We start from the raw sequence: 24,868 nt of genomic DNA, 5'->3' as shown, positions 1-24,868 counted from the left end.
AGCAGCGAACGCCGCTTAGCCGAGCAACGGGCGTTGGAAGGCTTGTTGTTGGAGGTATTCTTCGCGCGCGGTGTTGGTGGACTCGAGCGTGGCAGTTTCAGAAACTGGCACGTCCCACCACCCCGCGCCATCCGGGGCATAGATGAGCGGGTCGGAGTTAATGTGAATAAACGTCGACTTGTCGGAAGCCTTGGCAGTAGCCATGGCCTTTTTGAGGTCGTCGATGGCATTTTCACCAGGGTCAACTTCAATGACGTCGAGGCCGTAGCTGCGCGCATTCATCGCCAGGTCAACAGGTAGAATCTGCTCGCCTTGGAAGTTCTTCTGCTCTTCGTCGTACTCGCGGTACCAGGTACCAAAGCGCTGCGAGCCAACGGTTTCGGACAGGTGGCCAATGGAGGCGTAACCGTGGTTTTGGATGAGCACGACGATGACTTTGATGCCCTCGGCAACGGCGGTGACAAGTTCGGTGTTGAGCATGAGGTAGGAACCGTCGCCTACCATGATCACCACGTCGCGGTCATCACCTTGGGCATCGAGCCCACGTTTGGCGCCGATGCCGCCGGCGATTTCATAGCCCATGCAGGAAAAGGCGTATTCCACGTGATACCCCAGTGGGTCGCGCACGCGCCAGAGCTTCTGCAGATCACCTGGTAGGGATCCGGCTGCTTGGACGATGACGTCTTCGGGGTCTGTCGATTCCTGGACCGCGCCGATGATTTCGGGCTGACCAGGCAACTCCAGCTTCGAGGGAGCAAAGGCTTCATCGACCGATGCATCCCAGGACGCTTTTTCTTCAGCAATGCGGCGGGAGTAATCCTCAGAAACGCGGAAGTCTGACAAGGCCTCGTTGAGTTCACTGAGTGCTTCGCGGGCATCAGCGATGACTGGCAACTGCGAGCCATTCTTATAGGCATCAAAAGAAGCCACGTTGATGTTGACGAACTTGACGTCAGAGTGTTGGAACACGGTGCGCGAGGCGGTCGTGAAATCGCTATAACGGGTACCAATACCAATGATGACATCGGCATCACCAGCGATGCGGTTGGCAGCGAGCGTGCCAGTGGCACCCACGCCGCCGAGGTTTTGTGCATGATCCCAATCCAGCACACCGCCGCCAGCCTGCGAGGTACCCACCGGAATGCCAGTCTTTTCCACCAGCTCTTGCAGTTGCTGTTCTGCAAAGGAGTACAAAACACCGCCGCCGGCGATGATCATCGGATTCTTGGCATTACGGATAACCTCGACGGCACGTGCCAACGCATCGCGCTCCGGGCGCGGGCGACGAATGTGCCACTCGCGGTCTTGCAGAAATTCCAGAGGAACATCGAAAGTCTCAGCCTGGACGTCTTCCGGCAAGGCAATGGTGACAGCACCGGTCTCTGCCGGATCCGTCAGGACTCGCATGGCAGATAGCGCAATGGAAAATAGCTGCTCCGGGCGTTGCACGCGGTCAAAGAATTTCGAGACCGGACGGAAGGCATCATTGACCGTGAGCCCAATATCCCAAGGCTGCTCCAGCTGCTGCAGAACCGGGTCGGCAACGCGGGTGGCAAAAGTATCACTGGGCAGCAATAACGCGGGCAGACGGTTGGTCGTGGCCAACGCCGCACCGGTGAGCAAGTTGGTAGCACCCGGGCCGACCGATGCGGCCGAGGCAAAGGTCCCGCGGCGGCGATGCATCCGCGCATAGCCCACGGATTGGTGCACCATGGCCTGTTCATTACGCGCCTGGTAATACGGCATGAGCTCCGGCTCGTCCACGTTGTATTGCTTCAGGGCTTGGCCGATACCGGCCACGTTGCCATGCCCAAAAATTCCAAACATGCCAGCAATGGTGCGCTCACGATGCTCACCGTCGACGGTCCACTGGTGGCCTAAAAACTCCACCAGCGCTTGGCTTACCGTCATCTTCTTCGTTGCAGCCATGTGCCTAGCCTTCCTGCTGTTCATAGGGCAAACGGGTATCAAATTCTTGCCCGTCCCAGGTCTCGCGTACCCACGCATGCGCTGGGTCATCATTGATCAACCAAATACGTTCTGGGTCGGGACCAGCCATGACGTTGAGGTAGTACAAGTCATAGCCGGGTGCTGCCACCGCGGGGCCGTGGTAGCCGTAGGGAACCAGCGCGATATCCCCGGTGTAGACCATGGCGTTGATATCAATATCGCCCGCTGGTGAGGAGTAGGTAGAAAACATGCCGAAGGCGCCTTCCGATGCATCCTCACTCCCGCTGAAACGTGCCCGCTCTGCTCGTGTCAGCGCGGATTCGAAGTAGTAGATTTCTTCCAGCTTCGACTCGTGACCTGGCTTGTATTCATCGTGTTTGTGCGGTGGATAGGAACTCCAGTTCTCCCCTGGCGTAATCACCTCGCACACGATCAAACGTGCAGCATCCAGTGCTTCTGGGGTACCGAAGTTGTGCACCTGGCGGCTCGAGCGCCCAGCACCGCGCAGCTCCACCGGAGTGTCTGCGGGTGGAATATACTTCCACTCTTTGACCTCTGTGGTGGGAGCTTCGGCCACGGCCACACGGCCAGTGCCGGAGAGCGTCGCTGCGGTATTCGTCGGCAAGTAGAGCACATCGGTTGGTCCATCAAAGACAGACTTGCGGCCTTGCAAGGTGGTTATTTCATCGTTGTGCGCAACGGTGAAACTGCCCGCGAGAGGAATGAAGATCCTCTCCACGCCAAGGTCGTCTAAGGTCACCGACTCATCATCGACAAGCTCTGCGATGCGAATGCCCGTGTACTCCCAGCCTGGAGTCGTGGCATCGACAACGCTTTGCCACTTGTCACGAGCCAACTCCCCTTTTTTGTGAAACCAACTCTTCTCAGTACTCATGGTGTCTCCTCGCTATATCGCTGTATCTCGGTGCGACAGGTGCTAGTCGTTGTGTGGGAAGCCCAGGTTAATGCCGCCGTGCAGTGCCGGGTCCAACCAGCGGCTGGTCACGGCCTTTTCCTTGGTGAAGAAATCAAAGCCTTGGGTGCCATATGCCTTCGCGTCACCAAACAGCGAGTTCTTAAATCCGCCGAAGGAGTGGTACGCCACTGGCACTGGGATAGGAACGTTGATGCCGATCATGCCGACTTCAATTTCGTGCTGGAAGCGACGCGCTGCTCCACCATCATTGGTGAAGATCGCGGTGCCGTTGCCGAATTCGCCGGAGTTGATCAGCTCAATTGCTTCATCAAAGGATTCGACGCGGATAACAGACAAGACTGGGCCAAAGATTTCTTCGGTGTAGGCGCGTGAATCCGTTGGAATTTCATCAATCAATGTCGGGCCAAAGAAGAAGCCATCCTCGTGTCCATCAACGGTAAAGCCACGGCCATCGACCACGATATTGGCGCCGTCGGCTTCCGCGATGTCCACGTAGCCGGAGACCTTTTCGCGGTGGGCTGCAGAAATGAGTGGTCCCAAGTGTGGCTCACCGTTTTCATCTCCTGCGCCGTTGCCTACGCGCAGCGTGGCGATACGTTCTTTGATCTTCTCGATGAGTTCATCAGCGACAGAGTCAATGGCCAAGACGACAGATACCGCCATGCAGCGTTCACCTGCAGCGCCGTAGCCTGCATTAATGGCTTGGTCGGCAACAAGGTCCAGGTCGGCATCGGGAAGCACCAGCATGTGGTTCTTCGCACCGCCGAGGGACTGCACGCGCTTTCCATTTTTCGCGGCGGTTTCATAGATGTACTTGGCAATCGGGGTGGAACCAACGAAGGAAATCGCGGATACCTCAGGGTGCTCCAGCAGGCCATCGACGGCGAGCTTGTCGCCTTGCAGCACGTTGAAGACGCCATCAGGCAGGCCGGCTTCCTTCCACAGGCGCGCCATCCACAGTGCTGCGGAGGGGTCCTTTTCCGAAGGCTTCAAAATCACGGCGTTGCCGGCCGCAACAGCGATGGGGAAAAACCACATCGGGACCATCGCGGGGAAGTTAAAGGGGCTGATGATGCCAACCACACCCAGTGGCTGCTTAATGGAGTAGACATCAATTCCGGTGGACGCGTTTTCGTTAAAGCCGCCCTTGGTCAGGTGTGGGAAGCCGGTGGCTAGTTCCACGACTTCCTGGCCGCGCATGATTTCACCCAAGGCGTCGGAGACAACCTTGCCGTGTTCCGCGGTGATAATTTCGGCGAGTTCGCCGCGGCGTTCGTTGAGCAGTTCACGGAACTTGAAGATCACGGCTTGTCGCTTAGCGATGGACAACGCGCCCCACTCTTTTGCCGCCTTCGTAGCGGAAGCGATGGTGGCATCAATTTCTTCTTGGTTGGCGATGCCCACTTGAGCGGTGACTTCACCGGTGGCAGGGTTGAAAACATCGGCGGTGTTGCCGGACTTGGATGGTACTTCTTGGCCATCGATCCAGTGGTTAATGAGGTTATTAGACATGAATGGGTTTCCTTAGTCTTTTAAAAAGTTGGTTTAGAGGTTGTGCACCATGGCAGCGGCAGTATCAACAGCCTGGGCAACATCACCATCGTGGGGATACAGCAAGGTACGGCCGACGGTCAGCCCGCGCACGCCAGGTAGTGCGAGAGCGTTTTGCCAGGAGGCATAGGTGGCATCAGGGTCCCCGCCGGGGTCGCCGCCTAGCAACAGCGTGGGCATGGTGGTGGCTTCCATGACTCGTTCCATCTCATCCACCACGGGCAGTTTCATCCAGGTATAGGAGGAGTCATTGCCAAGCCCTGCGGCGATACCAATGGATTGAATGACGGCATCGGCGCTTAAGTCATTGACCACTTTGCCGTTGACCCAATTGCTCATAAACGGCTCTAACATGATGGGCAGCTGTGCCGCTGCTGCTTCATTGACCGCATTCGCCGTGGCTTCCAGCGTGGGCGACGTACCTGCATCCGCTAGGTTGATGCGCACGAGGGTCTTAGCAAAATCGATGCCGCGCTCGACCATGGACGTTACGTCATAGCCGGTGTAGCGGTCATCCATTTCAAAAGATGCCCCGCGCAAACCGCCGCGGTTCATGGAGCCGACGACGATCTTGTCATCGAGAAGCCCCAGCGCCGCCAAGTCATCGATGATGTCTGGGGTGCCCAGCACACCATCAACGCCCGGACGTGACAAGGCGATTGCCATGCGTTCAAGCAGTTCATAGCGGTTGGCCATCGCCGTGGGATTATCGCCCACCGCCAGTGCACCGCGGGCGGGGTGGTCAGCGGCAACGATAAAGAGCTTGCCGTCATCGCCGAGTAGGTCTCGTCTTTTGCGGTCACGAAATAATTCGGTGACAGTCGCTGGTGCTTCAGCGCGGATTCTGCGTAAGTCTTCAAATTTCGCAGAGGAGATGTGTGTTTCAGTCATAATTAGACTTTCTGGGCTAAGGCCGCATCAACTTCTTCGGTGGTTGGCATGGCGGTGCTGCATTCCAAGCGGCCGGAGACAACGGACCCGGCGGCATTAGCAAAGCGCAGGATTTGCTCCAGCGGCCATCCAGATAACAGGCCGTGGCATAAGGCACCGCCAAACGCATCGCCGGCACCTAAGCCATTGACTACATCGACCCAGATGGCTGGGACTTCGACGGTTTCATCTTCGGTCATACCAAGCACGCCTTTGGGGCCTTGCTTGACGATGGCCAGCTTCACGCCCCGGTCCAACAGCGCCTTACCAGCGCGTACTGGGTCTGTTTCACCGACTGCGACTTCGCACTCTTCTTTATTACCCACGGCAACGGTTGCGTGATCCAACGCCCACTGTGCCTGCTCGGTGGCCTCTTGTTTGGTATTCCAGAACATGTCGCGGTAATCCAAGTCCACAATCGTGTGGCTGCGCCGTGCACGGGTATTGAGGATTTCCCGGTGTGCACCGCGGCTGGGCTCTTCGCTGAGACCGGTGAGTGTAAACCACAAGATGTCGGCCTCGCGGACATCATCGAGGTTGACGTCCGAAGATTCAATGCACATATCCGGCGCTTTTGGCTCGCGGTAAAAGTACAGTGGGAAATCATCCGGTGGAAAAATTTCACACAACGTCAACGGAGTCTTATAGGTGGGGTCAGTACCGACATACTGATTATCCACTCCTAGGCGGTCCAGTTTACGGAGGAGGTATTTACCCAGTGGGTCATTGCCCACGCGGGATAGCAGAGCGGAATTGCGCCCGTGCCGTGCGGCCGCCACGGAAACATTCGCTGCCGAGCCGCCCAAGTATTTACCAAAAGTTGAAACGTCTTCGAGTCCAACACCGGACTGATGTGGGTAGATATCCACGCCTAGTCTGCCGATGGACAGAACTTCATGAGCGCTAGTCAAATTCGCCATTAGACCGTGCAACCTCTCACTCAAATTAGATTTATTGTGGCGACCCTCACGGCCGCATGTCCTGACAATAGCACATTTGAATGTCACGGCAAGAGGTTTTTAAAAATACGAGGCAAATTTACACACTTGGCAATAAACAGCCAGTTCAGCGCCGATTTTCTAACTTTCGTAATCTGAGCCGAAGAATTTAAAGCGCATTTTCCCACGGCGAGCGCCACCCGGAATTGACTGACAAATCCCTCTTGTCACCCACCCAATCTCACAATCTCTGGCGAAAAACTGCACGAAATTAGCCCCGAGTGATAAGGTCAAACCTATATAACCGCAAGATACAGTAGCTAAGAAGCGAATCTTGTCCGTTCTTTCCATCGAAACGCACTGGACAAACCCCACATTGAGTAATATTGTTCAATTGTCCTAACGTATCGCCTAAGGATTGATAGACGAGTAGTGAAGGAATCCTCATGACATCCAGCGCCCCGGTTTGGCCGGCCGATCTTTTTAAAGACTTAGACCGCAACGGTCCCATCCCCCTGTATTTCCAGGTGGCCCAACGCTTAGAAGACGGGATTCGTGATGGCGCATTGCCCCCGGGTGCGCGCCTAGAAAATGAGATCTCCTTAGCAAAACGACTGAGCGTTTCCCGCCCCACCGTTCGACGCGCGATTCAGGAAGTCGTTGATAAAGGCTTATTAGTTCGCCGACGCGGGGTGGGCACTCAGGTCGTACAAAGTCATGTCACCCGTCCCGTGGAGCTGACTTCTTTTTATAACGACTTAAAAGACGCCAAGCTGGATCCCCAAACCCAGGTACTAGAGCATCGGCTTTTAGCAGCTAACTCTTCCATCGCAGAAAAACTCGGCATTCCCGTTGGTGACGAGGTTCTGTACATACGCCGTGTGCGCTCCACTGGGGATACCCCCGTTGCTGTCTTAGAAAACTACATTCCTCCTGCGTTTAGCGATATTAGCCAGGAAGAACTCGAAGAGGGCGGGCTCTATGATGCCTTGCGTGAGCGCGGTGTGAACCTCAAGATCGCGAACCAGAAAATCGGTGCCCGGCGCGCCGTGGGCGATGAAAGCCACTTGCTCAGCGTTGATGACGGCGCACCCTTGCTGACAGTTGAGCGCGTGGCCTTGGATAACTCCGGGCAAGTAATAGAACTAGGAAATCATTGCTACCGGCCTGATATGCATAACTTCGAAACCACACTGGTTGCACGCTAAGTCACTCTCAGCACACGAAAAGGCGTGGCATCGGATTATTGATCCGATGCCACGCCTTTCATATTATGTTTCGCTTTACACCACGCTTAACGACCGTGGTTTATCTGAATATGCTTGGTGCGCGAGTAATCCTGCAGAGCGTAGATCGAGAGATCCCGTCCATAGCCAGAGCCCTTGAAGCCGCCCCACGGCACTTCATTAGCCAGCACCAAGTGGGAATTGACCCACACGGTTCCCGCGTCAATCTTGCGGGGCACGTCGATGGATCGCGCTGCATCCGTGGTCCATACGGAAGCGCTCAAACCATACGGAGTTTCATTGGCACGCCGGATGGCTTCGTCTTCAGATTCGAAGGTTTCCACCGTAATGACCGGGCCAAAGATTTCTTCCTGTGCGGCTTCGGTGCCTGGCAGAACGTTGGTCAGCACGGTCGGCTCGATAAAGAAGCCCTCGCGGTCGGCGGCCTTGCCACCGAGTACTGCCACTGCACCCTCTTGCTGTGCTCGCTCCAAGAATCCCTGGACTCGCTCGAAATGTTGCTTGGATACCAGCGGACCTTGCTCGATGTGGTCACCTTCGGAAGGGTCGCCCACGCGCAACGTTTCAATCTGCGCTACCAGCTTTTCCACCAGTTCAGTTTCTACTTCCTTGTCCACCAAGATGCGGGTACCAGCGCCACACTCCTGGCCCGAGTTCCAGAACCCTGCCTCGCGAATGCCTTCTGCAACCGCGTCAAGATCGGCATCCTTAAAGACAACAACTGGTGCTTTGCCACCAAGTTCCAGGTGCACTCGCTTCAGCGAATCACTCGCAGCTGAGGCGACCGCACGCCCACTGCCGACACTGCCGGTCATCGCCACCATGGCAATTTTTTCATGGTGCGAGAGTGCCTCGCCAACTTCTCGGCCCAGGCCTGTGACCACATTGAATACACCGCGTGGCAGGACACCCGCGATCAGCTCAGCAAGTTTGAGTACGGACAACGGCGTTTGCTCCGCAGGCTTGAGAACCAATGTGTTGCCCGCGGCGAGAATTGGTGCAATCTTCCACGCACCCATGAGCAGCGGGTAGTTCCACGGCACGATAGCGCCGATGACTCCCAGCGGTTCTCGCACGATGAACGAGGTGTGGTCTTCCACGAAGTCGCCCGCGCCGGCCTCCGTGAAAGAGCGTGCCGCTCCCGCAGAAAAGCGGAAAATATCCACGGTACCGTCGACATCATCACGCGCTACTTCTAGCGGCTTTCCGGCGTTGTGTGCTTCCAACCGTGCCAACAGGTCGGCATTTTCTTCCACGATTTGCGCGATCGCCAGCATGGCTTCGGAGCGCTCCTTCGGCGTTACCGCTCCCCACGTAGCAAAGGCTTCGTGCGCTGCGTCAACAGCTACGTCAACATCCGCCACGCTTCCGCGCGGCACGCGGGCGATCACTTCGCCATTCGCTGGGTTTACTACCTCGGAGAAGGACTCTCCAACGGACTCAACGAATTCTCCATTGATGAAGTGCTTTACGGGTGGGAATTCTTGCTCGGCAACCAAAGGGGCTACGTCAACACGTGTACTAGACATGGTTCTCCTTGCCTTTTAGTGGACATGATGTGGGTAACCACACCGGAATTCTTGTTGTCCACAACACCATAAACTGTGATCACACATCACACAAGGGGTTTATTCAGCCCGTATGGCTTGTGCGCCATGTCGCTTCCATGTACTTTTGTGATCCCACATCACATTATTGATTGTTTGGTCGCTTTAAATTCCCTTCGCTTCCTTTCGATTCCCTACTGAAATGAGGTACTGACGTGCAAATTAGCATCGACAAGCTCGAAGCTTTATGCCGCCATGCCGCCCAACAAGCTGGCGCTGATGCATCGACCGCCGCCCTGCTTGCCCAAGCAATTGCCCGCGCTGAACCTCAAGGAAAATCTTCTGTCGGATTGACGCACTTCTTTGACTACCTCCACGGGCTCAGCACCGGAGCTATCAACGGAAGAGCTGAGCCGAGTGTTTCCACCAACGGCGCAGTCACACGTGTTGATGCCCATCGCAATATTCCCCATGTTGCATTCCACCAAGCAGTCGGTCGTCTTTCCACGGCCGCGACTCGATACGGCATTGGAGTCATGGCTATCTCTCATGCCTTTACGGCAGGTGAGCTGGGTTATTACACCGCTGATCTGGCATCACGCGGGCTTGTGGGATTGGCCGCGGCAAATTCCTCGGCGCTGGTATCAATTGGTAAATCTCAGCAGAAAGTACTGGGCACCAATCCCCTTTCTTTTGCGGTTCCGCTTAGGGGCTCTCCCCTGGTCATTGACCAATCCATCACCCCATCGGCGTTTGTGACCATCCGAGAAGCTGCCAAGAACAACACTCCTCTACCCCACGGCTGGGCGCTCAATATTGACGGTCAAGCAACGACTGATGCGGTAGAAGCACTCGAAGGTGTGCTGCTTCCAGCCGGGCACAAGCTCGCCAATATCGGAATCATGGTGGAATCCCTTGCGGGCCTTGCCGGCGGATTGTGGTCTTTGGAGTCCCCGTCCTTCGATAAAGGCGGGCAAAGCCCCTCCATTGGCGTGTTCATCATCGCGATGAATCCGGCATTCTTTGGTGAGAATTACCTTGAGCGCATCGACTCCCATGTCCAGGTGCTTGAGCGCGAGCACGGCGTTTATATTCCAGGGCGTCAGCGCGAATTCAAGGACCATGTCGACGTTGATGAGCCGCTTTATGATCGGCTGCTTTTTAGTACTCAGGACACCGAATTGGTACCAGAGCAAGGAGTGATGGGTGGCCACTAATCGCACGACCTCGGCTGGCGTAGTGACTTCGGTACTGGCGTAGTGACTTCGGTACTGGCGTCGGTGCTTTTCGGAGCAATCTTTTTTGTCTCCGGAGCCATCGAAGCTCAAGCTTCGACTCTTGTTGCCTGGCGGATACTTCTCACCGCTGGCTGTTATGCACTCCTGCTGAGCTTTCCCGCTGGCCGGCGGGCGTTCAAGGCCTTTTGGGAAGTACTGCGAAAAGGCCCGTTATACGTCTTCTACTTTGTGATTTTGGTGGCGCTCATTGCATTGCAGCTATGGCTTTTCGCCTGGGCGCCCAAAGGCCATGCGTTGGACGCTTCCTTGGGGTATTTGCTGCTGCCAATCTTCCTCGTGGTGGTGGGACGGTTCTTCTTCTCCAGCATTGTTAGCCGCTTGCAGTGGATTGCCGTCGGCATTGCGATTGTCGCGGTAGCAATAAAGTTTATAATCAGCGCGCAAATGTCTTGGGTAACTTTCGCCATCGCTGTCGGCTACGCATTGTATTTTGCGCTGCGTAGCTACTCCGGTTTTAATAGCTTCTTTTGCTACGGCGCTGAAACAATTGAGCTGAGTCCCATTGCCATTGCCCTACTGTTTACCATCCCAGATGTCCTGGATAGGGACATGATGATCATGGTCATTTGTGCAGGCCTTGCCGGTGCCGTGGCAATGGCACTGTATCTTGCCGCATCGGTGTTGCTGAGCATGCCCATCTTCGGGTTACTGAGCTATGGCGAGCCAATCTTGCTCTTTGTTGCTGCACTCTTGCTTGGTGAGTCCCTGGATATGAGCGATGCGCTGGTGTATTCACTTCGAGGGTTTGCGCTCGCGATTCTCGGATTCGACGGAATCTGGCGCTCGCGCAAGACGCTGGAGCCTACACTAACTGTGTGATGCCGCGGACTAAAACCGCAATTGCGCCGGCAGCCGCCAGGAATGTTGCCAGCTGCCGCGCCATAGGGGTGGAGACTTTGGCATTGACTTTATCGCCAAGCCAAGCACCGACGAACAGCATTGCGATGGCAACAATCCACAACCACAGTGGTGCACCGCCGAAATCGACGCCGCCCAGCAGGACCAGTTTGAGCACGAAAGACACCGTGTTCGCTACAACCAGAACCGGGTGGAGTGTCGCCACAAATTCGCGGTAGTCCCAGTTAGTCAATCGAGCATAGATTGTCAGTGAGGGTCCCGCGATACCAGCGATGGTGGACATGAAACCAGCAGCCATACCGAAAGCAACGAGCGGGCCTTTGGCCTCCACTGGAATCTTAAACTTCTCCGCTGGGAACAATGAGATTCCCAAGCCCAGCAGCACAAATACACCAATGCCGATGAGAAGCACTGGCCCATCAAGGAAATGAATCACCGCCACTGCGGGAAGCGAACCCAGAATCAACGCCGCCGAAATAATGCGAAAGCGTTTCCAGTCAGTCCGCTTGCGCACCGCCCACGCATTGTTAACAGCATTGATAATGGACAAGCCATTGACCATGGTGACACCTTGCACCGGCCCCAAGAAGATGGACAGAACCGGTCCGCCCAACAGGCCGACCCCCATTCCGGTGATGCGCTGGAAGAAAGCACCAATGAGGACGGCTGCAAGGATGATGATGGCGATGGTTAACACAAGCAACCACTCTATACAGAGGTACTAGCTGTGCTGAAAAGGTAGCGCGATATCTATGCAGCTACATATCCAGGCACCGTTCCCGGGAGCGTTTCCGAGGCCGTTTCCAAAACCTCAGGCTGGCTCGGGATCCGCATTGAAGCATTGTGGAAACGCGCAATAGTTGTTGTGCTAATTAGTTCGCTCGCCGGTGCTTTTCACCAGCGGATCCGGTAGATACACCTGCCCGCCTGCCGCGAGGAATTCTTGGCTCTTTTGTTGCATGCCCGCGATGGCGGCCTGAGCTTCAGCGCTTCCATAGGTATCGCGGATATCTTGCGATATTCTCATCGAGCAGAACTTCGGCCCGCACATTGAGCAGAAATGCGCCGTCTTGGCGGGCTCTGCCGGCAAGGTTTCATCGTGAAATTCCTGCGCGGTGACGGGATCTAGGCCCAGAGCAAACTGGTCATTCCAGCGGAACTCAAACCTCGCCTTCGACAGCGCATCATCGCGCGCGGTTGCGCCGGGATGATTCTTCGCAATATCTGCCGCGTGTGCAGCAATCTTATACGTAATGACACCAGTTTTAACATCATCCCGGTTGGGAAGGCCGAGGTGTTCTTTCGGCGTGACGTAGCACAGCATCGCTGTGCCATAGCGGGCGATTTCCGTCGCACCAATGGCGGAGGTGATGTGGTCATAGCCCGGAGCAATATCAGTTACCAATGGTCCCAGGGTATAAAACGGTGCACCCTTGCACAGTTCTTGTTGGCGTTCGACATTTTCACGAACCTTATGAAATGGGATGTGGCCAGGTCCTTCAACCATGACCTGCACGTCATATTCCCAAGCCCGTTCGGTCAGCTCAGCTAGGGTGTCTAGTTCGGCGAATTGTGCTGCATCATTAGCATCAGCGATTGAACCGGGGCGGAGGCCATCGCCAAGCGAAAAAGCAACGTCATAGGCGGCGAAAATCTCACACAGCTCATCGAAATGTGTGTAAAGAAAGTTCTCTTGATGATGAGCCAAGCACCACCCGGCCATAATCGATCCGCCGCGAGAGACAATCCCGGTGACTCTATCTGCCGTCAACGGCACGTACCGCAGCAGCACCCCGGCATGTACCGTCATGTAGTCAACGCCTTGTTCACACTGCTCAATGACTGTATCCCGATAAATCTCCCACGTGAGAGCATTAGCGTCGCCGTTGACTTTCTCCAGCGCCTGGTAGATGGGCACAGTACCGATTGGAATCGGCGCGTTTCGCATAATCCACTCACGAGTGGTGTGAATGTCATTGCCGGTGGAAAGGTCCATCAAGGTGTCCGCGCCCCACTTTGCTGCCCACTCCAACTTCGAGACTTCCTCGTCGATTGAACTGGTCACCGCAGAGTTTCCGATGTTGGCATTGACTTTCACCAGGAAGTTTTTCCCAATGATCATCGGCTCTGACTCCGGATGATTGATATTCGCAGGAATTATGGCGGTTCCTTGCGCGACTTCGCGTCGAACCATCTCCACATCGCAGTTCTCACGCAGGGCAACGTAACGCATCTCAGGTGTGATGATTCCCTGCCGTGCATAATGCATCTGCGTCACGGTGCGTCCGGCACGCGCCCGAATTGGCACTGGGGTGCGGCCCTTCCACTGCTGGGATGACGCCCCGCGTCGCACGGCAGTGGGACCGTCATCTTCCAGACGCACGCCACGCGATTGGTAGGTTTCTGTGTCTCCGCGTGCGGCAATCCACTTCGCCCGCCACGGTTCCAAACCTTCCTCTGGCACACTGCCTGGTCCCATTGTCCGATAGACCTGCAAGGGCTCATTGGGGGTTCCATCAGGTGAATCACTTTGGTGGATTTCCGTTACTGGAACACGAATTCCATGGTGAGTGTCACTTATCCATCCGATGTGGTGGGAAGAATGCTGCTCGGTTTTTCCTGAGCTGTGTGCACCGTTAAGTGATTTAGACACACCTGTGCCACTGATTTTTGGATCAGACATTGAAGTCTCCTACTTTCCTACGCCGGTATTAACCGGATCAGGTTCAACGGTCTCGGACTCCATTAGCCCGATCTCAGCTCCTCAAAGGAGCACCCGCATGGACATTCCTTTTCTACCACCGACCAACATCCACGGCAATAGCTTCCTCAGGTACGACGGCGCCCTTCGAGCCCTGAAGCTCAGGGCAAACTAGCACCTTAGCTACCCAATCAGCCGATGAACTGAAGCTTGAATTTTAAGCAATTAAATTCAAATTTTCTGCAGATGCTGATTTTTATTCTCCCTATCGAAGAATCTACAAATACGCGCTAACTGATCATTCGCGCAGTAAGTACAGCTCGCTTCCGAGGCAATTAGATTCAAGGACCATTCACACCCTGAACCACTCTTACTACTTTTAATAGACAGGTTGGTATAGTCTTGAATAGAAATCAACAGACTTCATGGTCTAAGAATTTTAGGGATGAAATATACTATGCCAACTACTTCGCCTTCGATTGCGATAATCGGACTCGGCCCGCGCGGTGTCTCAACACTGGAGCGCCTCGTCGCCCACCTCAACGCCGTGGAAAATCCTCCTCAGGAGTTCCACCTTCATTTAATCGATGAGGCTCAACACGGCAGCGGCCGCATTTGGAATACTTCCCAAACCAAAGCACTGTGCATGAATACCTTCGCCCATGGCATGACGCTCTTTTCCGAGCCGGGCTCCACGGTTGATGCGCCGGTCGTGGAAGGTCCCACGATTTATGAATGGGTACGCCTGCACTTAGGTCATAATGAAGAAGTATCCGCGGAAAAGCGGGCATACGTCGACAAGCATCCGCTTGACGATGCCCTCTGGGAACGCTTTAGCACCGAAGAATTAGAGCAGATCCGGCCCGAGTCTTATCCCCTGCGCGCGCTCTATGGCTATTACCTCGTCTGGTTTTATAACTCGGTCCTGCAGGACATCCCTGAGTGGGTGCGCGTGCACAGCCACAAGGCACGAGCAGTGTCGATTGAAGACCACGGTGACTTTGATGTCATTGCATTAAACAATGGCGAAAGCGTCCAAGCCTCCGCCACCATTGCTGTTACCGGCTGGCAAAAGCAGGGTCTTGCTGAGCAGGAAAAGTGGATTGCACAGACCTTAGAAGATCACCCAGATCTTAATTGGATTCGCGCGAATAATCCTATTGAGCAGGACGTTTCCTCCATCAAGGACAATGAAAAGGTACTGTCGCGCGGTCTAGGCATGGGCTTTTTCGATATTTTGATTTTGACCACCGAAGAACGCGGCGGCCAATTCGTGGAAGATTCCAACGCCGCGGGCGGCCTGCGCTATATCGCCACTGGTAAAGAGCCAACGTACTTTGCCAGCTCCCGTCGCGGTTATCCTTTCATGCCGCAAGCCGATGATGGCGGTTTGCCACCGGCAGCAGAGATTCCACGTCTCAAAAAGGTCGTGGCCGAGCTCTCCGATCGGGAAGGCCGCCGCAGCATCGACTACGACGTGGAGGTCTGGCCCGCAGTGCTTCGCGATGCCTACCACGCCTATGTCAAGACGTTGGCGCGAGTCGAGCCGGACGCATTAAAGGCAGATCTTGATACCGTCGTGCAGGCTATCGATGATGCGGAGGTCGATGCCAGCGTCGTCTTCAATGGTGTCAGCGCCATGGATGATGTCATCTCCCAATACACCACGAAGCGTTTTTCGCTGTTGCGCTGGATGCACTTGCTTCCTGCTAACTTTGATAGCTCCGAAGAGCTCACTGCGTATTTGATGCAGCGTCTGGAAGAAGACCTCAAAGACGCAGAAGCCGGCCAAGACAGTCCAGTTCGCGCAGCACTGTGGTCACTCGGGTTTTCCCGCAAGCCCACCCAGGTGCTCGGCGCCGAAGGTCGCTACACGGTCGAATCGCGCCACCACATGTTCGACAAGGCCATTGCCCTTGCACAACTGGCGTGCTCTGGGCCTCCGATTTTCCGCACGCGCCAGCTCATGGCATTAGTTGACGCAGGCGTCGTGAAATTCATAGGTGGCTATCCCCTGCTCGATACTGATCGCAATACCGGCGAGTGGACCATGAGTTCGCCGTCCTCCGGCGGCGTACGCTATCGCGGCACCACGCTATTCGATGCCTGGGTGCACAAGCCGGATATTCGCAAGACGCCATTAGATCCTTTGATGAAGGACCTCGTGGACAAAGAACGTGTCGTGCCGTTTACCGATGTGTGGGAAGACGGTACAGAGCTGCCGACCGCGTCTGTTGCCCAGCATCCACAATCGCGCCGCGTCCTCGACGCCGAAGGGCAGGAGGATCCACGCTTGCACATGGTGGGAATCCCCGCGCACGCGCAATACCCCGACACCACGATTTCCCCGCCGCTGCCGGGCACCGACTCGTGGTTTATCCAGGAAGCTGACAAAGCCGCGACCAGCGCGTTTAATATAACGCTTAGTATGAATAAAATGAACCAAGCAGTCTAGCAATTTACATTCATGACGAGTAGCCTGGGAATCATTCCAATAAAGAAGGAGAATGTACATGTCTGATCTAACCCCAAATCACAAGGCTGGCGAACCACTCGAGGCCATCGATAAGGACAAGCTGGCATCCCTGCGCCAGAAGAATATCGACAACCCTGAGGGCGGCAATAAGGTCATCAAGACTCACACCGAGGCTGATGGTCACTTCCGCAACTACACCCAAATCCGCGACTTGGAGCCAGTTCTCGTTGCTGAGCCACCAGCACTGCTGGGTGATGACTCTGCACCAAACCCAACTGAGATCGCTCAGGCTGGTCTTGCTGCTTGTATCTCCGTCGGCATTCAGGCTATCGCTACCCACCGCGGGGTTACCTTGACCAAGATCGACATCGATATCGAGTCCAAGATCGACGTTTCTCCTGTCTGGGGCGTTGGCGACCTAGGCGATGACAAGCGCCCTGGCGTTTCTGATGTTCAGGTCAACGTGGACGTCGACGGCGACGCAGACCGCGAGACTCTGCAAAAGATTGTTGATGACGCAATCGAATGGTCCCCAGTAGTTAACACCTACACCCGTCCAGCAAAGCTGACCCACAAGCTGGTCTAGTACCGCTTTTTAAGAATCGCTCCCCGATTGGTTGCGCTGAGAAATCAGCAACCAGCAGGGGAGCTTTTCATGCCGTGCGGTGCCGAGCACAGCTACAGTCGATAGTTACGAAGCGACTGATGAAAGGGCCACCTCATGGCATTAAGTTTTGATCACATCACCTTAGGCCAACGCGTTAAATTCGGCGCAGGGCAAGCAGCGCACAATCTCGCGGCAGAAGTTGAGCGCTTGGGTGCCCAGCGCATCATGATGATCTCGAGTAAATCGGGTGTGAGAAACGCTGAAAAAATAGCAGCCCACATTAATGTCCACACATGGCACACCGATGTGGTGATGCATGTTCCTAAGGAGACTGCGGACAAGGCGCGTCAGGTGGCTGCGGATAACAATATTGACCTACTCGTGAGCGTCGGCGGCGGCTCCGCGACTGGGTTGGCGAAAGCTATCGCTTTAGCCTCTGGCATCCCCATCATTGCCATCCCCACCACTTACTCCGGTTCGGAAGCTACAAACGTGTGGGGGCTTACTGAGGACAAGCGCAAAACCACGGGCATCGACGATAAGGTGTTGCCGAAGACAGTCATCTATGACTCCGAGCTGATGTTGTCGCTGCCCGTGGCGATGTCAGTTGCTTCCGGGCTAAACGCCTTGGCGCACTGCGTCGATTCGCTGTGGGCTCCGCAGGCAGATCCCATTAACGCGGCGCTGGCCGGTGAAGGAATCCGCGCGCTCAATACGGGATTGCCCAAGATTGCCGAGGACCCCCGAGATATTACTGGCCGGGATGAAGCGCTCTATGGCGCGTATTTATCAGCGGTAGCTTTTGCCTCAGCAGGCTCCGGGCTGCACCACAAGATTTGCCACGTACTGGGCGGCACCTTTGATCTCCCGCACGCGCAAACCCACGCGACGGTGTTGCCGTATGTCTTAGCGTTTAATGCTCCTAAGGCCCCTGACGCTGAAGCACGCATGGCTGCGGCCTTCGGCGCAGAGAATGCTCTTGAAGGCCTCCAAAACCTGCGCAAGCAGGTTGATGCTCCTCAAAAGCTTAGCGATTACGGATTTGCCTCCGAAGGTATTCCGGAGGCAGTCGAGGTCATCTTAGAAAAGGTACCTGCCAATAATCCCCGCGATGTCACCGCAGCGAATATGACAGCTCTGCTCACCGCTGCGCTGCATGGTGACAATCCTGCTGCCCTGGACTGGTAGAGCTGACATATAAATAGAGTGCGTCTTACTTCTTGATAAGTAAGACGCCCTCTGTTGCGTTTAGAGCAGAATTCTTGTGGTTACCTAGCTTTTGTCATCCTTGTCAGATTCTTCAGGATCGGTGACTTCAACAAATTTCACTTTATTCGGGCGCGGTACTTCCGGCGGATTTTCCGGCTCGTAGTCGTTATCGACGTCGCCGCCAAGGTAGACATCGCCGTCAACTACAACGTGGCCAGGGATATGGAATCGGCCTTCTTCGTCGTAGGCAAATTCTGGCACGCCCAACTCATTGCCATCGGCGTCATAGCCTGGAGCAGGTCGAGACTCGTGCTCTTCGAGCTTCTCTGGACTATCGGTCTTCTCCCACTGACGGGTAGCAATGCGGCGTTGTGCGGCATAGTCATCGCCCATGCCCTTAAGTAGTGAGTACATCAGGCAGAACATCATGAGGAAGAACGGTAGAGCGACGATAATGACAACTTCTTGGATGGCTTCAATGCCTGTGTCATTAATGAACAGCAGTGCTGCGGTCACTGCGCCAACGGCTACTGCCCAACCGATGCGGTAGTAGACAGGTGACTTATTTTCCTCGCCCGTGGCAAAGGAGTCCATCACCAGCGCTGCGGAGTCAATGGAGGTGACAAAGAAGATCACGATGACAAAGACTGCAAGCGCACCAGAGATGGCGTAAAGCGGGTACTGCTCTAACAGCGCGAACAGTGCGACTGGCGTATCGCCGTCTTCGACAACTGGTCCGGTAAGAACACCTGGGTCCGACAGTTCCATCTCAATGGCAGCGCGGCCGAAAATGGAGAACCAGATCAGCACGAAGACTGTTGGCAGTGCCAGAACGCCACCGATGAACTCACGCACGGTACGTCCGCGCGAAATACGTGCGATGAACATCCCAACGAATGGTGACCAGCAAATGGTCCATGCCCAGTAGAACACGGTCCAGGTGCCCTGCCAGCCTGGGTTTTCTGCAAAGGAGTCGGTCCAGAACATCATTTCTGGCAGTGCCGCGCCGTAGTTACCAAAGGATTCCACGGTGTGACGCAGCAGCGTCAGGGTGGGGCCCATCAGCAACACAAAGACCATCAAGACGATCGCTGCGGCGATGTTGATATTGGACAAAATCTTAATGCCGCGGTCCAGGCCAGAGGCCACGGAGATGGAAGCTGCGACGGTGATGACCAAAATAATGGCCAATTCCACACCGGAGACCAACGGAACATCCCACATGATGTTCATGCCGGCGTTAATCTGCAGTACGCCTAGGCCGACGGATACGGCGAGGCCGAAGACGGTACCGATGATCGACAGGGCATCGATAAGCTTGCCCGGCCACTGATAAATCCGGCCACCGAGTAGCGGCGAGAATGCAGAGGACAAACGAGCTGGCATCTTGCGCTTATAGATGAAGTAGCCCAAGGCCAAGCCTGGGAGCACGAATGGCACCCACATGTGCGCAGCAAAGTGGTAGTAGGTGAATTCAAAGGCCTGGTCGATAGCTTCCTGGCTCATGGGCAGGAAATCACCGCGTGGCGGGTTAAAGCTGTGGTGCAGCGGTTCAGCAGCACCCCAGAACATCAAGGTTGCGCCGAGGCCTGCGGCAAAGAGCATGGCGAACCAGACCGGTACAGAGTATGCCGGTTTTTCATCGTCATCACCTAGGCGCAGGTTTCCGTACTTGGAAACGAAGATAGCAATGAGGAAGACGAACATGAGCGAGTATCCGCCGACGTACATCCAACCGAGGTTTTCCAACAGCCAGTTGGATATAGCACCGTATACATTTCGAGCTTTCTCACCGAAGGCGAGAGTTAAGGTCACGAAGGCGACGATAAATCCAGCAGAAACCAGGAAAATAAATGGGTCAGACTTTAAACCCAGAAAGTTCTTTTTCTCTGTCTTCTCCTCCGACTCCAATGGCTTAGCCACCGAATCACTATTCGATTGGGGTTGAGGGGTAGTCACGTTGATTACTTCCTATTTAGGGATTAGAACACGAGCCACGTTAGCCCAAACCGTCCCACAATGTAACTGGAGTCACCGAATATGAGGGTACCTAGCTTCTGCAGAAAATAGCTTGCGTTGGGTATTTGCACCGTCCGCAAACCCGCATGTCACCCCACCGATGGCAGCAAATTACCAGGTCAACGGTAGTAAATTCGGAAGGTTAGCAACCGCTCAGTGGGTGTAGTTTGCCTTAAGATCTCATATTCGCCAAAAAATATGCATTTCCCTCAAATGGATTATATTCATCCTTTTAAAAGCCCTGCTTGTCGCCACTGCGGATTCGTTAACATCGAAGGCACTGGGCGTTAAAACATAACGCCGGCTTTATCGATCGCCACACCCTCGGCGTTGATGGAACTAGAAAAGGAATACCGCTGATGTCTTCATTGGATCACACCTACTCGCCTCGGCTCAACGAACGTTTTGCATCGCGCGCGAAATACTTTGCCCCCTCCCCCATCCGTGCTGTCTTTGAGTTGGAAATGAATCCGGATGTTATCTCTTTGGCCGGTGGCAACCCGGAGCTTTCACACCTGCCGTGGGATGAGCTAACACGCATTACCAACGACGTGGTGGCCAATGACGGCTTATCGGCGTTTCAGTATGGAACCACCGTGGGACAGCCAGAATTGGTGGCAGAAATCCAAAAAATCATGGCTTTAGAGGGCATTGACACCGACCCTGAGAACATCATCGTCACCGCGGGCTCACAGATGTCTTTGGACCTTGTGGCCAAGCTCTTTTTAAACCCCGGGGACACAGTCTTAGCCGCCGCACCATCCTATTCTGGTGCGCTCAATGTCTTCGCCGGCATGGAAGCGCACGTGGACCAACTAGAAGGCGATGAAGAAGGAATCACCATCGCTGCTATCGAAGCTGCGGTAGAACGCGCGGATGAAGCCCAATCAGATATCAAGCTTCTCTACGTGGTTCCCAACTTCGCTAATCCCTCCGGCGTAGTGATGTCGAAGCAGCGCCGGAAGGAAGTCGCCGCGCTGTGCCGGGCGCACCGCATTGTCATCATTGAAGACAACCCCTACGGGCTGATCGATTTCCGCGAGGATGCCCCGGGTGTTGAGGCCCCGCCTGCGCTGCGCACCATCGACCCCGACAATGTCATCTACCTGGGTTCGGTCTCAAAGACCTTCTCCCCCGGTATTCGCATTGGTTGGGCAGATGCCCCAGCTGAGGTGCACGCGAGCTTAGTGCCAGCAGCTGAGGCATCAACGCTGTGCTCGTCGCCGCTGAGCCAGTCCATTGCGGCGGCCTACCTGCGCGAGGTGGACTGGCAGTCAGTCGTGGCAGCAAATGTGACCATGTACAAGCGCCGGGCAGAAGCTCTCGATGCCGCCTTGCGCGAGTTTTTGCCCGCAGGCTGCACGTGGCGCACACCGGAGGGCGGATTCTTCCTGTGGATAGACCTGCCAGAAAATATTAATGCCTCATCCGATTTACTGGATGAGGCAATGGCCGAAGGCGTGTTATATATCCCGGGCACCGCGTTCTTCCTCGATGGTCGAGGACGCAATGCCCTGCGCCTGGCTTATTCGCAGGTCGATGAGCTCCGGTTGCGCGAAGGCGCCCGCCGGTTAGGTGCCATCCTCACGCGCGCGATAGAAGGCACCGAACACGGTGGTACCGAGTAGGTTTAGGATTCGGTGGAAGTGGAACGAATGGAGTTATAGACTTCCAATTCCTCTGGGCTTAAGTGCTCTTCCCAATAAGCCTGGGCACGTTCTTTAAACGCTTCCCTATCGACGTCTTCAACAATGACGGGTGAGCCCTGATCTTTCCAGCGCGTCATGGTCTCTTGCTCATCCTCATCGGCGCACTGGCGGTTTTGCTCGCGCACTCCCTGCAGTGCGGACTGCAAGTCATCTTGTTCCTGCTCAGTTAGACGGTCCCAGGTATCACGAGCGACGATAATCAGCTGCGAGCCCACGGCATGTCGGGACAGGCTGACATAGTCTAAGACTTCATCCAATGAGTTCTCGGCGGTAAGAGAAATCGGGTTCTCTTGGCCATCGACAAGCCCTTGCTGCAAGGAAAGATAAACTTCCTCGAAAGCGACGGCGACGGGCTCAGCACCCACTGCCGCGGCGGACGCTAGGTGCGCTGGGGTTTCCGGATAGCGCAGGCGCAGGCCCTCAAGGTCTTCCGGCGTACGTACTGGTGCATTGGCGGAGAAAGTTCTATCGCCTAAGTACCAGACACCGAGGATTTTCGCGCCGGTGGCTTCCTCAAAATCATCCTTCACCTGCTGCGAGGCATCAGAGTCAAACCATTCGAAGAGGTGATCGGGGTTATCAAACACGTAGGCCATATCCATCACGCCGATGGGTTTATATACCGAGGCCAGCGCCGATGAGCCCTGCAGATCCAGGTCAATATCGCCATCGAGCAAGGAAGCAACACGTTCGGCATCGCCACCTAATTGACTCGACGGAAAGACGGTTAACTGCAGCTCAGAGTCACTGGCGACCAGGTGCTGTTGCACCAGCGCGGTGCCGCAGGCGTTGTGGTGGTGGTTGAGGTTATAGCTATTGGCAAAGGTCAGTTGCTCAGAACCACGCACTGCTTGCTCGTGCAAGATATTGGTGCCAAATAGCGCACCAGCGACCAACACGGCGCCGGTGGCTAACGCGCCCCAACTCTTGCCGGAAATGGATTTCTTTGTCATCGGAATTTCTCCTTACATTCCAATTGCGCTAGGCACAACGGTGACGATGGCGGGGAAGAAAATAAGCAATAGCAGTACGACGCCGATGGGAACCAAGAATGGCAGGACGCCACGGAATACTTCCCCAACGGGCATGCGTAGCACTGAACTCATCACAAAGAGCACTGTTCCCACCGGTGGGGTGAGCAAGCCCATCATCAGCGCCAAAATGGTCACGACGCCGAAGTGGATGGGGTCCACGCCGAATTCGACGGCAACAGGCAGCAAGATGGGCACCGTAATCAGCAGCAGTGCCGTGGCATCAATAAAGGCGCCGAGAATCAACAGCAGTACGGCGGTCACCAGCAGGAAGGCAACGGAGGAATCCAGGTTGCCGGTCATAAACGATGACAGTGCTTGTGGTACTTCTTCACGCGCGAGGATCCAGCCCAAGATGGTGGCGGCCACGATAATGAGCATGATGGATGCGGTAGTCACGGCGGTTTCACGCAGTGCTTTCCACAGCGTTGCCAGGGTGAGCTTCTTGTACACAAAGCCCAAGATGATGATGTAGAGCGCGCCTAGAGCTGCCGCTTCGGTCGGGGTGAAAAAGCCGCCCAGGATACCGCCCAAAATGATAACCGGGGTAAGCATGGCGCCGATAACACGCACGGTAGCTTGCCCGATGGGGCGTGGCTTTTCTGCAGAACCGACGAGTTCATCTTTGTGCCGCGCAATATAAAGCGCGACGACAACCAGCAGTGCTGCAGCCAGTAACAGTGCTGGCAGCACAGACGCGGCGAAGAGTGCTCCGGTCGATACCGCGGCGACGGAGGCATAAATAACCGCAGGAATAGAAGGTGGCATCACCGGTGAAATCAGCGAGGACGAGGCCGTGAGACCAGTGGCGAAGGACTTCTTAAACCCGGCGCGCTCCATGGCGGGAACTAGGGTCTTGCCCATGGCCGCAGCATCCGCGAGGGCGGAACCGGACATCCAGGCAAAGCCGATAGAGGCCATGACGTTGACGTAGCCGAGGTTACCGGTAACCCGGTGCAGCAAGGATTCCGCGAATTCGAAGAGGCGGTCAGCCACGCCGGAGTAGTTGGCCACGGTACCCAGCAGGATAAATAGCGGTACGGCGAGCAGCGGGAAGCTGGCGATGCCATCTGCGGCAATGCGCATGGCAAAGCCGGGGCTATTTCCGGTGGCCAGCATGTAGACCAAGCTGGGCCCCAGAATGGAAAGCGCCACGGGGACGCGAATGGCCATCAAGATGCCGATGGCGATGAGCATGATTGCGATGGTCATTATTTCTGTGACTCCTCGTCCAAGGCCTCAGCGGAGGCGTATGCGGAAGCATCGGAAGCAGCACGCAAGGCTTCATCCTCAAGGGTTTCAATGTTTTCTGACGGCGCCCACACGATATTGGCTAGGGCTTGAATGGTGCCGGAGACAAAGGCGACAAAGGGAATGACGTACAGGATCCACATGGGAAACCCGGTCACCTGCAGAGTCTGGCCGGTATCAGAGGAAATTAGGGCCCAGGAATCTTGGGCTAATACAGCGCAGATGACTGCGCTGATGATAGAGGAAATTACTACGACGGAGCGTTTGAAAGCAGGCCGGCCGACGTTCATGATGGCTTCGATGCTCAAGTGGCGGCCTTGGCCCATCAGGGAGCCGACGAGGATAAAGCCCAGCGACATCAGGGCGTAGCGGGAGACTTCGCCGATCCACGGTTGCGTGGCTACTGGGAGGTAGCGCTGGAAGACTTGGATAGTTAAGAGGATGAAGATCAGAAGTACTAAGAGTGCGCCGAGTACTTCTTCGAGTTTGGATAACCACTTTAAGATGGCTGGGCGGTGAGGCGCCCCCATCCATGGTGGTGTTGCTGGCATTTCAGACATGTCAGTAGTCCTTGTCGTAGGGTGAGGGCTGTCCTCGAACTATCGAGTG

19 protein-coding genes and 1 riboswitch are annotated in these 24,868 nt (G+C 55.4%); of the genes, 7 read left to right on the top strand and 12 right to left on the bottom strand.

Annotation, left to right across the window (positions count from 1 at the left end; genetic code table 11):
• Window positions 1-15: 15 nt before the first annotated feature.
• Genes iolD through iolC form a run of 5 tightly spaced genes read right to left on the bottom strand, consistent with a single transcriptional unit; the run spans window position 16 to window position 6,288 of the window.
• Window positions 16-1,929: a 3D-(3,5/4)-trihydroxycyclohexane-1,2-dione acylhydrolase (decyclizing) gene (iolD, locus tag CAMM_RS03475; RefSeq protein WP_040356351.1), complete on the bottom strand. Its 1,914-nt coding sequence runs from the start codon at window positions 1,927-1,929 to the stop codon at window positions 16-18.
• Window positions 1,930-1,933: 4 nt separating this feature from the next.
• Window positions 1,934-2,845, bottom strand: a complete 912-nt coding sequence (gene iolB / locus CAMM_RS03470; RefSeq protein WP_003849545.1) for a 5-deoxy-glucuronate isomerase — start codon at window positions 2,843-2,845, stop codon at window positions 1,934-1,936.
• A gap of 42 nt (window positions 2,846-2,887) precedes the next feature.
• The gene (locus CAMM_RS03465; RefSeq protein WP_075761517.1) at window positions 2,888-4,399 is read right to left on the bottom strand and encodes a CoA-acylating methylmalonate-semialdehyde dehydrogenase; all 1,512 of its coding nucleotides are present in this window, start codon (window positions 4,397-4,399) and stop codon (window positions 2,888-2,890) included.
• 33 nt (window positions 4,400-4,432) lie between these two features.
• Window positions 4,433-5,329 carry a class I fructose-bisphosphate aldolase gene (locus CAMM_RS03460; RefSeq protein WP_003849549.1) on the bottom strand — a complete coding sequence of 299 codons (897 nt, stop codon included), beginning with the start codon at window positions 5,327-5,329 and terminating at the stop codon, window positions 4,433-4,435.
• A gap of 2 nt (window positions 5,330-5,331) precedes the next feature.
• Complete coding sequence (gene iolC / locus CAMM_RS03455) at window positions 5,332-6,288, bottom strand: 5-dehydro-2-deoxygluconokinase (protein WP_003849551.1); 957 nt, start codon at window positions 6,286-6,288, stop codon at window positions 5,332-5,334.
• Window positions 6,289-6,752: 464 nt separating this feature from the next.
• Between iolC and CAMM_RS03450 the strand changes: the two genes are divergently transcribed.
• Window positions 6,753-7,514 carry a GntR family transcriptional regulator gene (locus CAMM_RS03450; RefSeq protein ID WP_003849554.1) on the top strand — a complete coding sequence of 254 codons (762 nt, stop codon included), beginning with the start codon at window positions 6,753-6,755 and terminating at the stop codon, window positions 7,512-7,514.
• Window positions 7,515-7,600: 86 nt separating this feature from the next.
• Here the strand turns inward: CAMM_RS03450 and CAMM_RS03445 are convergent, their stop codons facing one another.
• A complete protein-coding gene (locus tag CAMM_RS03445) occupies window positions 7,601-9,082 on the bottom strand; it encodes an aminobutyraldehyde dehydrogenase (protein ID WP_003849557.1) in 1,482 nt (493 codons plus the stop codon).
• Between the two features lie 233 nt (window positions 9,083-9,315).
• Here CAMM_RS03445 and CAMM_RS03440 point away from each other — a divergent pair, with 233 nt between their 5' ends.
• The gene (locus CAMM_RS03440; RefSeq protein WP_003849558.1) at window positions 9,316-10,317 is read left to right on the top strand and encodes an Ldh family oxidoreductase; all 1,002 of its coding nucleotides are present in this window, start codon (window positions 9,316-9,318) and stop codon (window positions 10,315-10,317) included.
• A gap of 42 nt (window positions 10,318-10,359) precedes the next feature.
• Window positions 10,360-11,217 (top strand): EamA family transporter, encoded by an 858-nt coding sequence (locus tag CAMM_RS03435; RefSeq protein ID WP_003849560.1) that lies wholly within the window; start codon window positions 10,360-10,362, stop codon window positions 11,215-11,217.
• Here the strand turns inward: CAMM_RS03435 and CAMM_RS03430 are convergent.
• Entirely contained in the window at window positions 11,201-11,959 is a 759-nt protein-coding gene (locus CAMM_RS03430; RefSeq protein WP_003849561.1) for a sulfite exporter TauE/SafE family protein, read from the bottom strand. The genes CAMM_RS03435 and CAMM_RS03430 overlap by 17 nt on opposite strands.
• Window positions 11,960-12,124: 165 nt before the next feature.
• Window positions 12,125-13,939, bottom strand: coding sequence for a phosphomethylpyrimidine synthase ThiC (thiC, locus tag CAMM_RS03425; protein ID WP_040356353.1), 1,815 nt, complete (start codon window positions 13,937-13,939; stop codon window positions 12,125-12,127).
• Window positions 13,936-14,046: riboswitch (TPP riboswitch) on the bottom strand. (Overlaps the previous gene by 4 nt.)
• A gap of 368 nt (window positions 14,047-14,414) precedes the next feature.
• On the opposite strand from thiC, the gene CAMM_RS03420 reads away from it, so the two are divergent.
• The 3 genes from CAMM_RS03420 (at window position 14,415) to CAMM_RS03410 (ending at window position 18,228) form a co-directional block, all read left to right on the top strand.
• Window positions 14,415-16,412 carry an FAD/NAD(P)-binding protein gene (locus CAMM_RS03420; RefSeq protein WP_040356470.1) on the top strand — a complete coding sequence of 666 codons (1,998 nt, stop codon included), beginning with the start codon at window positions 14,415-14,417 and terminating at the stop codon, window positions 16,410-16,412.
• 58 nt (window positions 16,413-16,470) lie between these two features.
• Complete coding sequence (locus CAMM_RS03415) at window positions 16,471-17,019, top strand: OsmC family protein (protein WP_040356356.1); 549 nt, start codon at window positions 16,471-16,473, stop codon at window positions 17,017-17,019.
• Window positions 17,020-17,154: 135 nt separating this feature from the next.
• A complete protein-coding gene (locus CAMM_RS03410; RefSeq protein ID WP_003849569.1) occupies window positions 17,155-18,228 on the top strand; it encodes a maleylacetate reductase in 1,074 nt (357 codons plus the stop codon).
• A gap of 84 nt (window positions 18,229-18,312) precedes the next feature.
• On the opposite strand, the gene CAMM_RS03405 is transcribed toward CAMM_RS03410, so the two are convergent.
• The gene (locus CAMM_RS03405) at window positions 18,313-20,172 is read right to left on the bottom strand and encodes a BCCT family transporter (protein WP_003849570.1); all 1,860 of its coding nucleotides are present in this window, start codon (window positions 20,170-20,172) and stop codon (window positions 18,313-18,315) included.
• Window positions 20,173-20,627: 455 nt separating this feature from the next.
• On the opposite strand from CAMM_RS03405, the gene CAMM_RS03400 reads away from it, so the two are divergent.
• A complete protein-coding gene (locus CAMM_RS03400) occupies window positions 20,628-21,896 on the top strand; it encodes an aminotransferase-like domain-containing protein (protein ID WP_003849572.1) in 1,269 nt (422 codons plus the stop codon).
• A gap of 2 nt (window positions 21,897-21,898) precedes the next feature.
• On the opposite strand, the gene CAMM_RS03395 is transcribed toward CAMM_RS03400, so the two are convergent.
• From CAMM_RS03395 to CAMM_RS03385, 3 genes are read right to left on the bottom strand one after another with little or no spacing between them, the layout of a single operon-like run.
• Complete coding sequence (locus tag CAMM_RS03395; protein ID WP_003849575.1) at window positions 21,899-22,930, bottom strand: DctP family TRAP transporter solute-binding subunit; 1,032 nt, start codon at window positions 22,928-22,930, stop codon at window positions 21,899-21,901.
• A gap of 12 nt (window positions 22,931-22,942) precedes the next feature.
• Window positions 22,943-24,220: a TRAP transporter large permease gene (locus CAMM_RS03390; RefSeq protein ID WP_003849576.1), complete on the bottom strand. Its 1,278-nt coding sequence runs from the start codon at window positions 24,218-24,220 to the stop codon at window positions 22,943-22,945.
• Entirely contained in the window at window positions 24,220-24,819 is a 600-nt protein-coding gene (locus CAMM_RS03385) for a TRAP transporter small permease (RefSeq protein WP_147581033.1), read from the bottom strand. Before CAMM_RS03385 ends, CAMM_RS03390 begins: the two co-directional genes overlap by 1 nt.
• Window positions 24,820-24,868: the final 49 nt, after the last annotated feature.

The organism is Corynebacterium ammoniagenes DSM 20306, from assembly GCF_001941425.1.
In the GTDB taxonomy this organism is placed as follows: domain Bacteria; phylum Actinomycetota; class Actinomycetes; order Mycobacteriales; family Mycobacteriaceae; genus Corynebacterium; species Corynebacterium ammoniagenes.
Note: the sequence above shows the minus strand (reverse complement) of the source record. Positions and strands in the feature narration are given on the sequence as shown.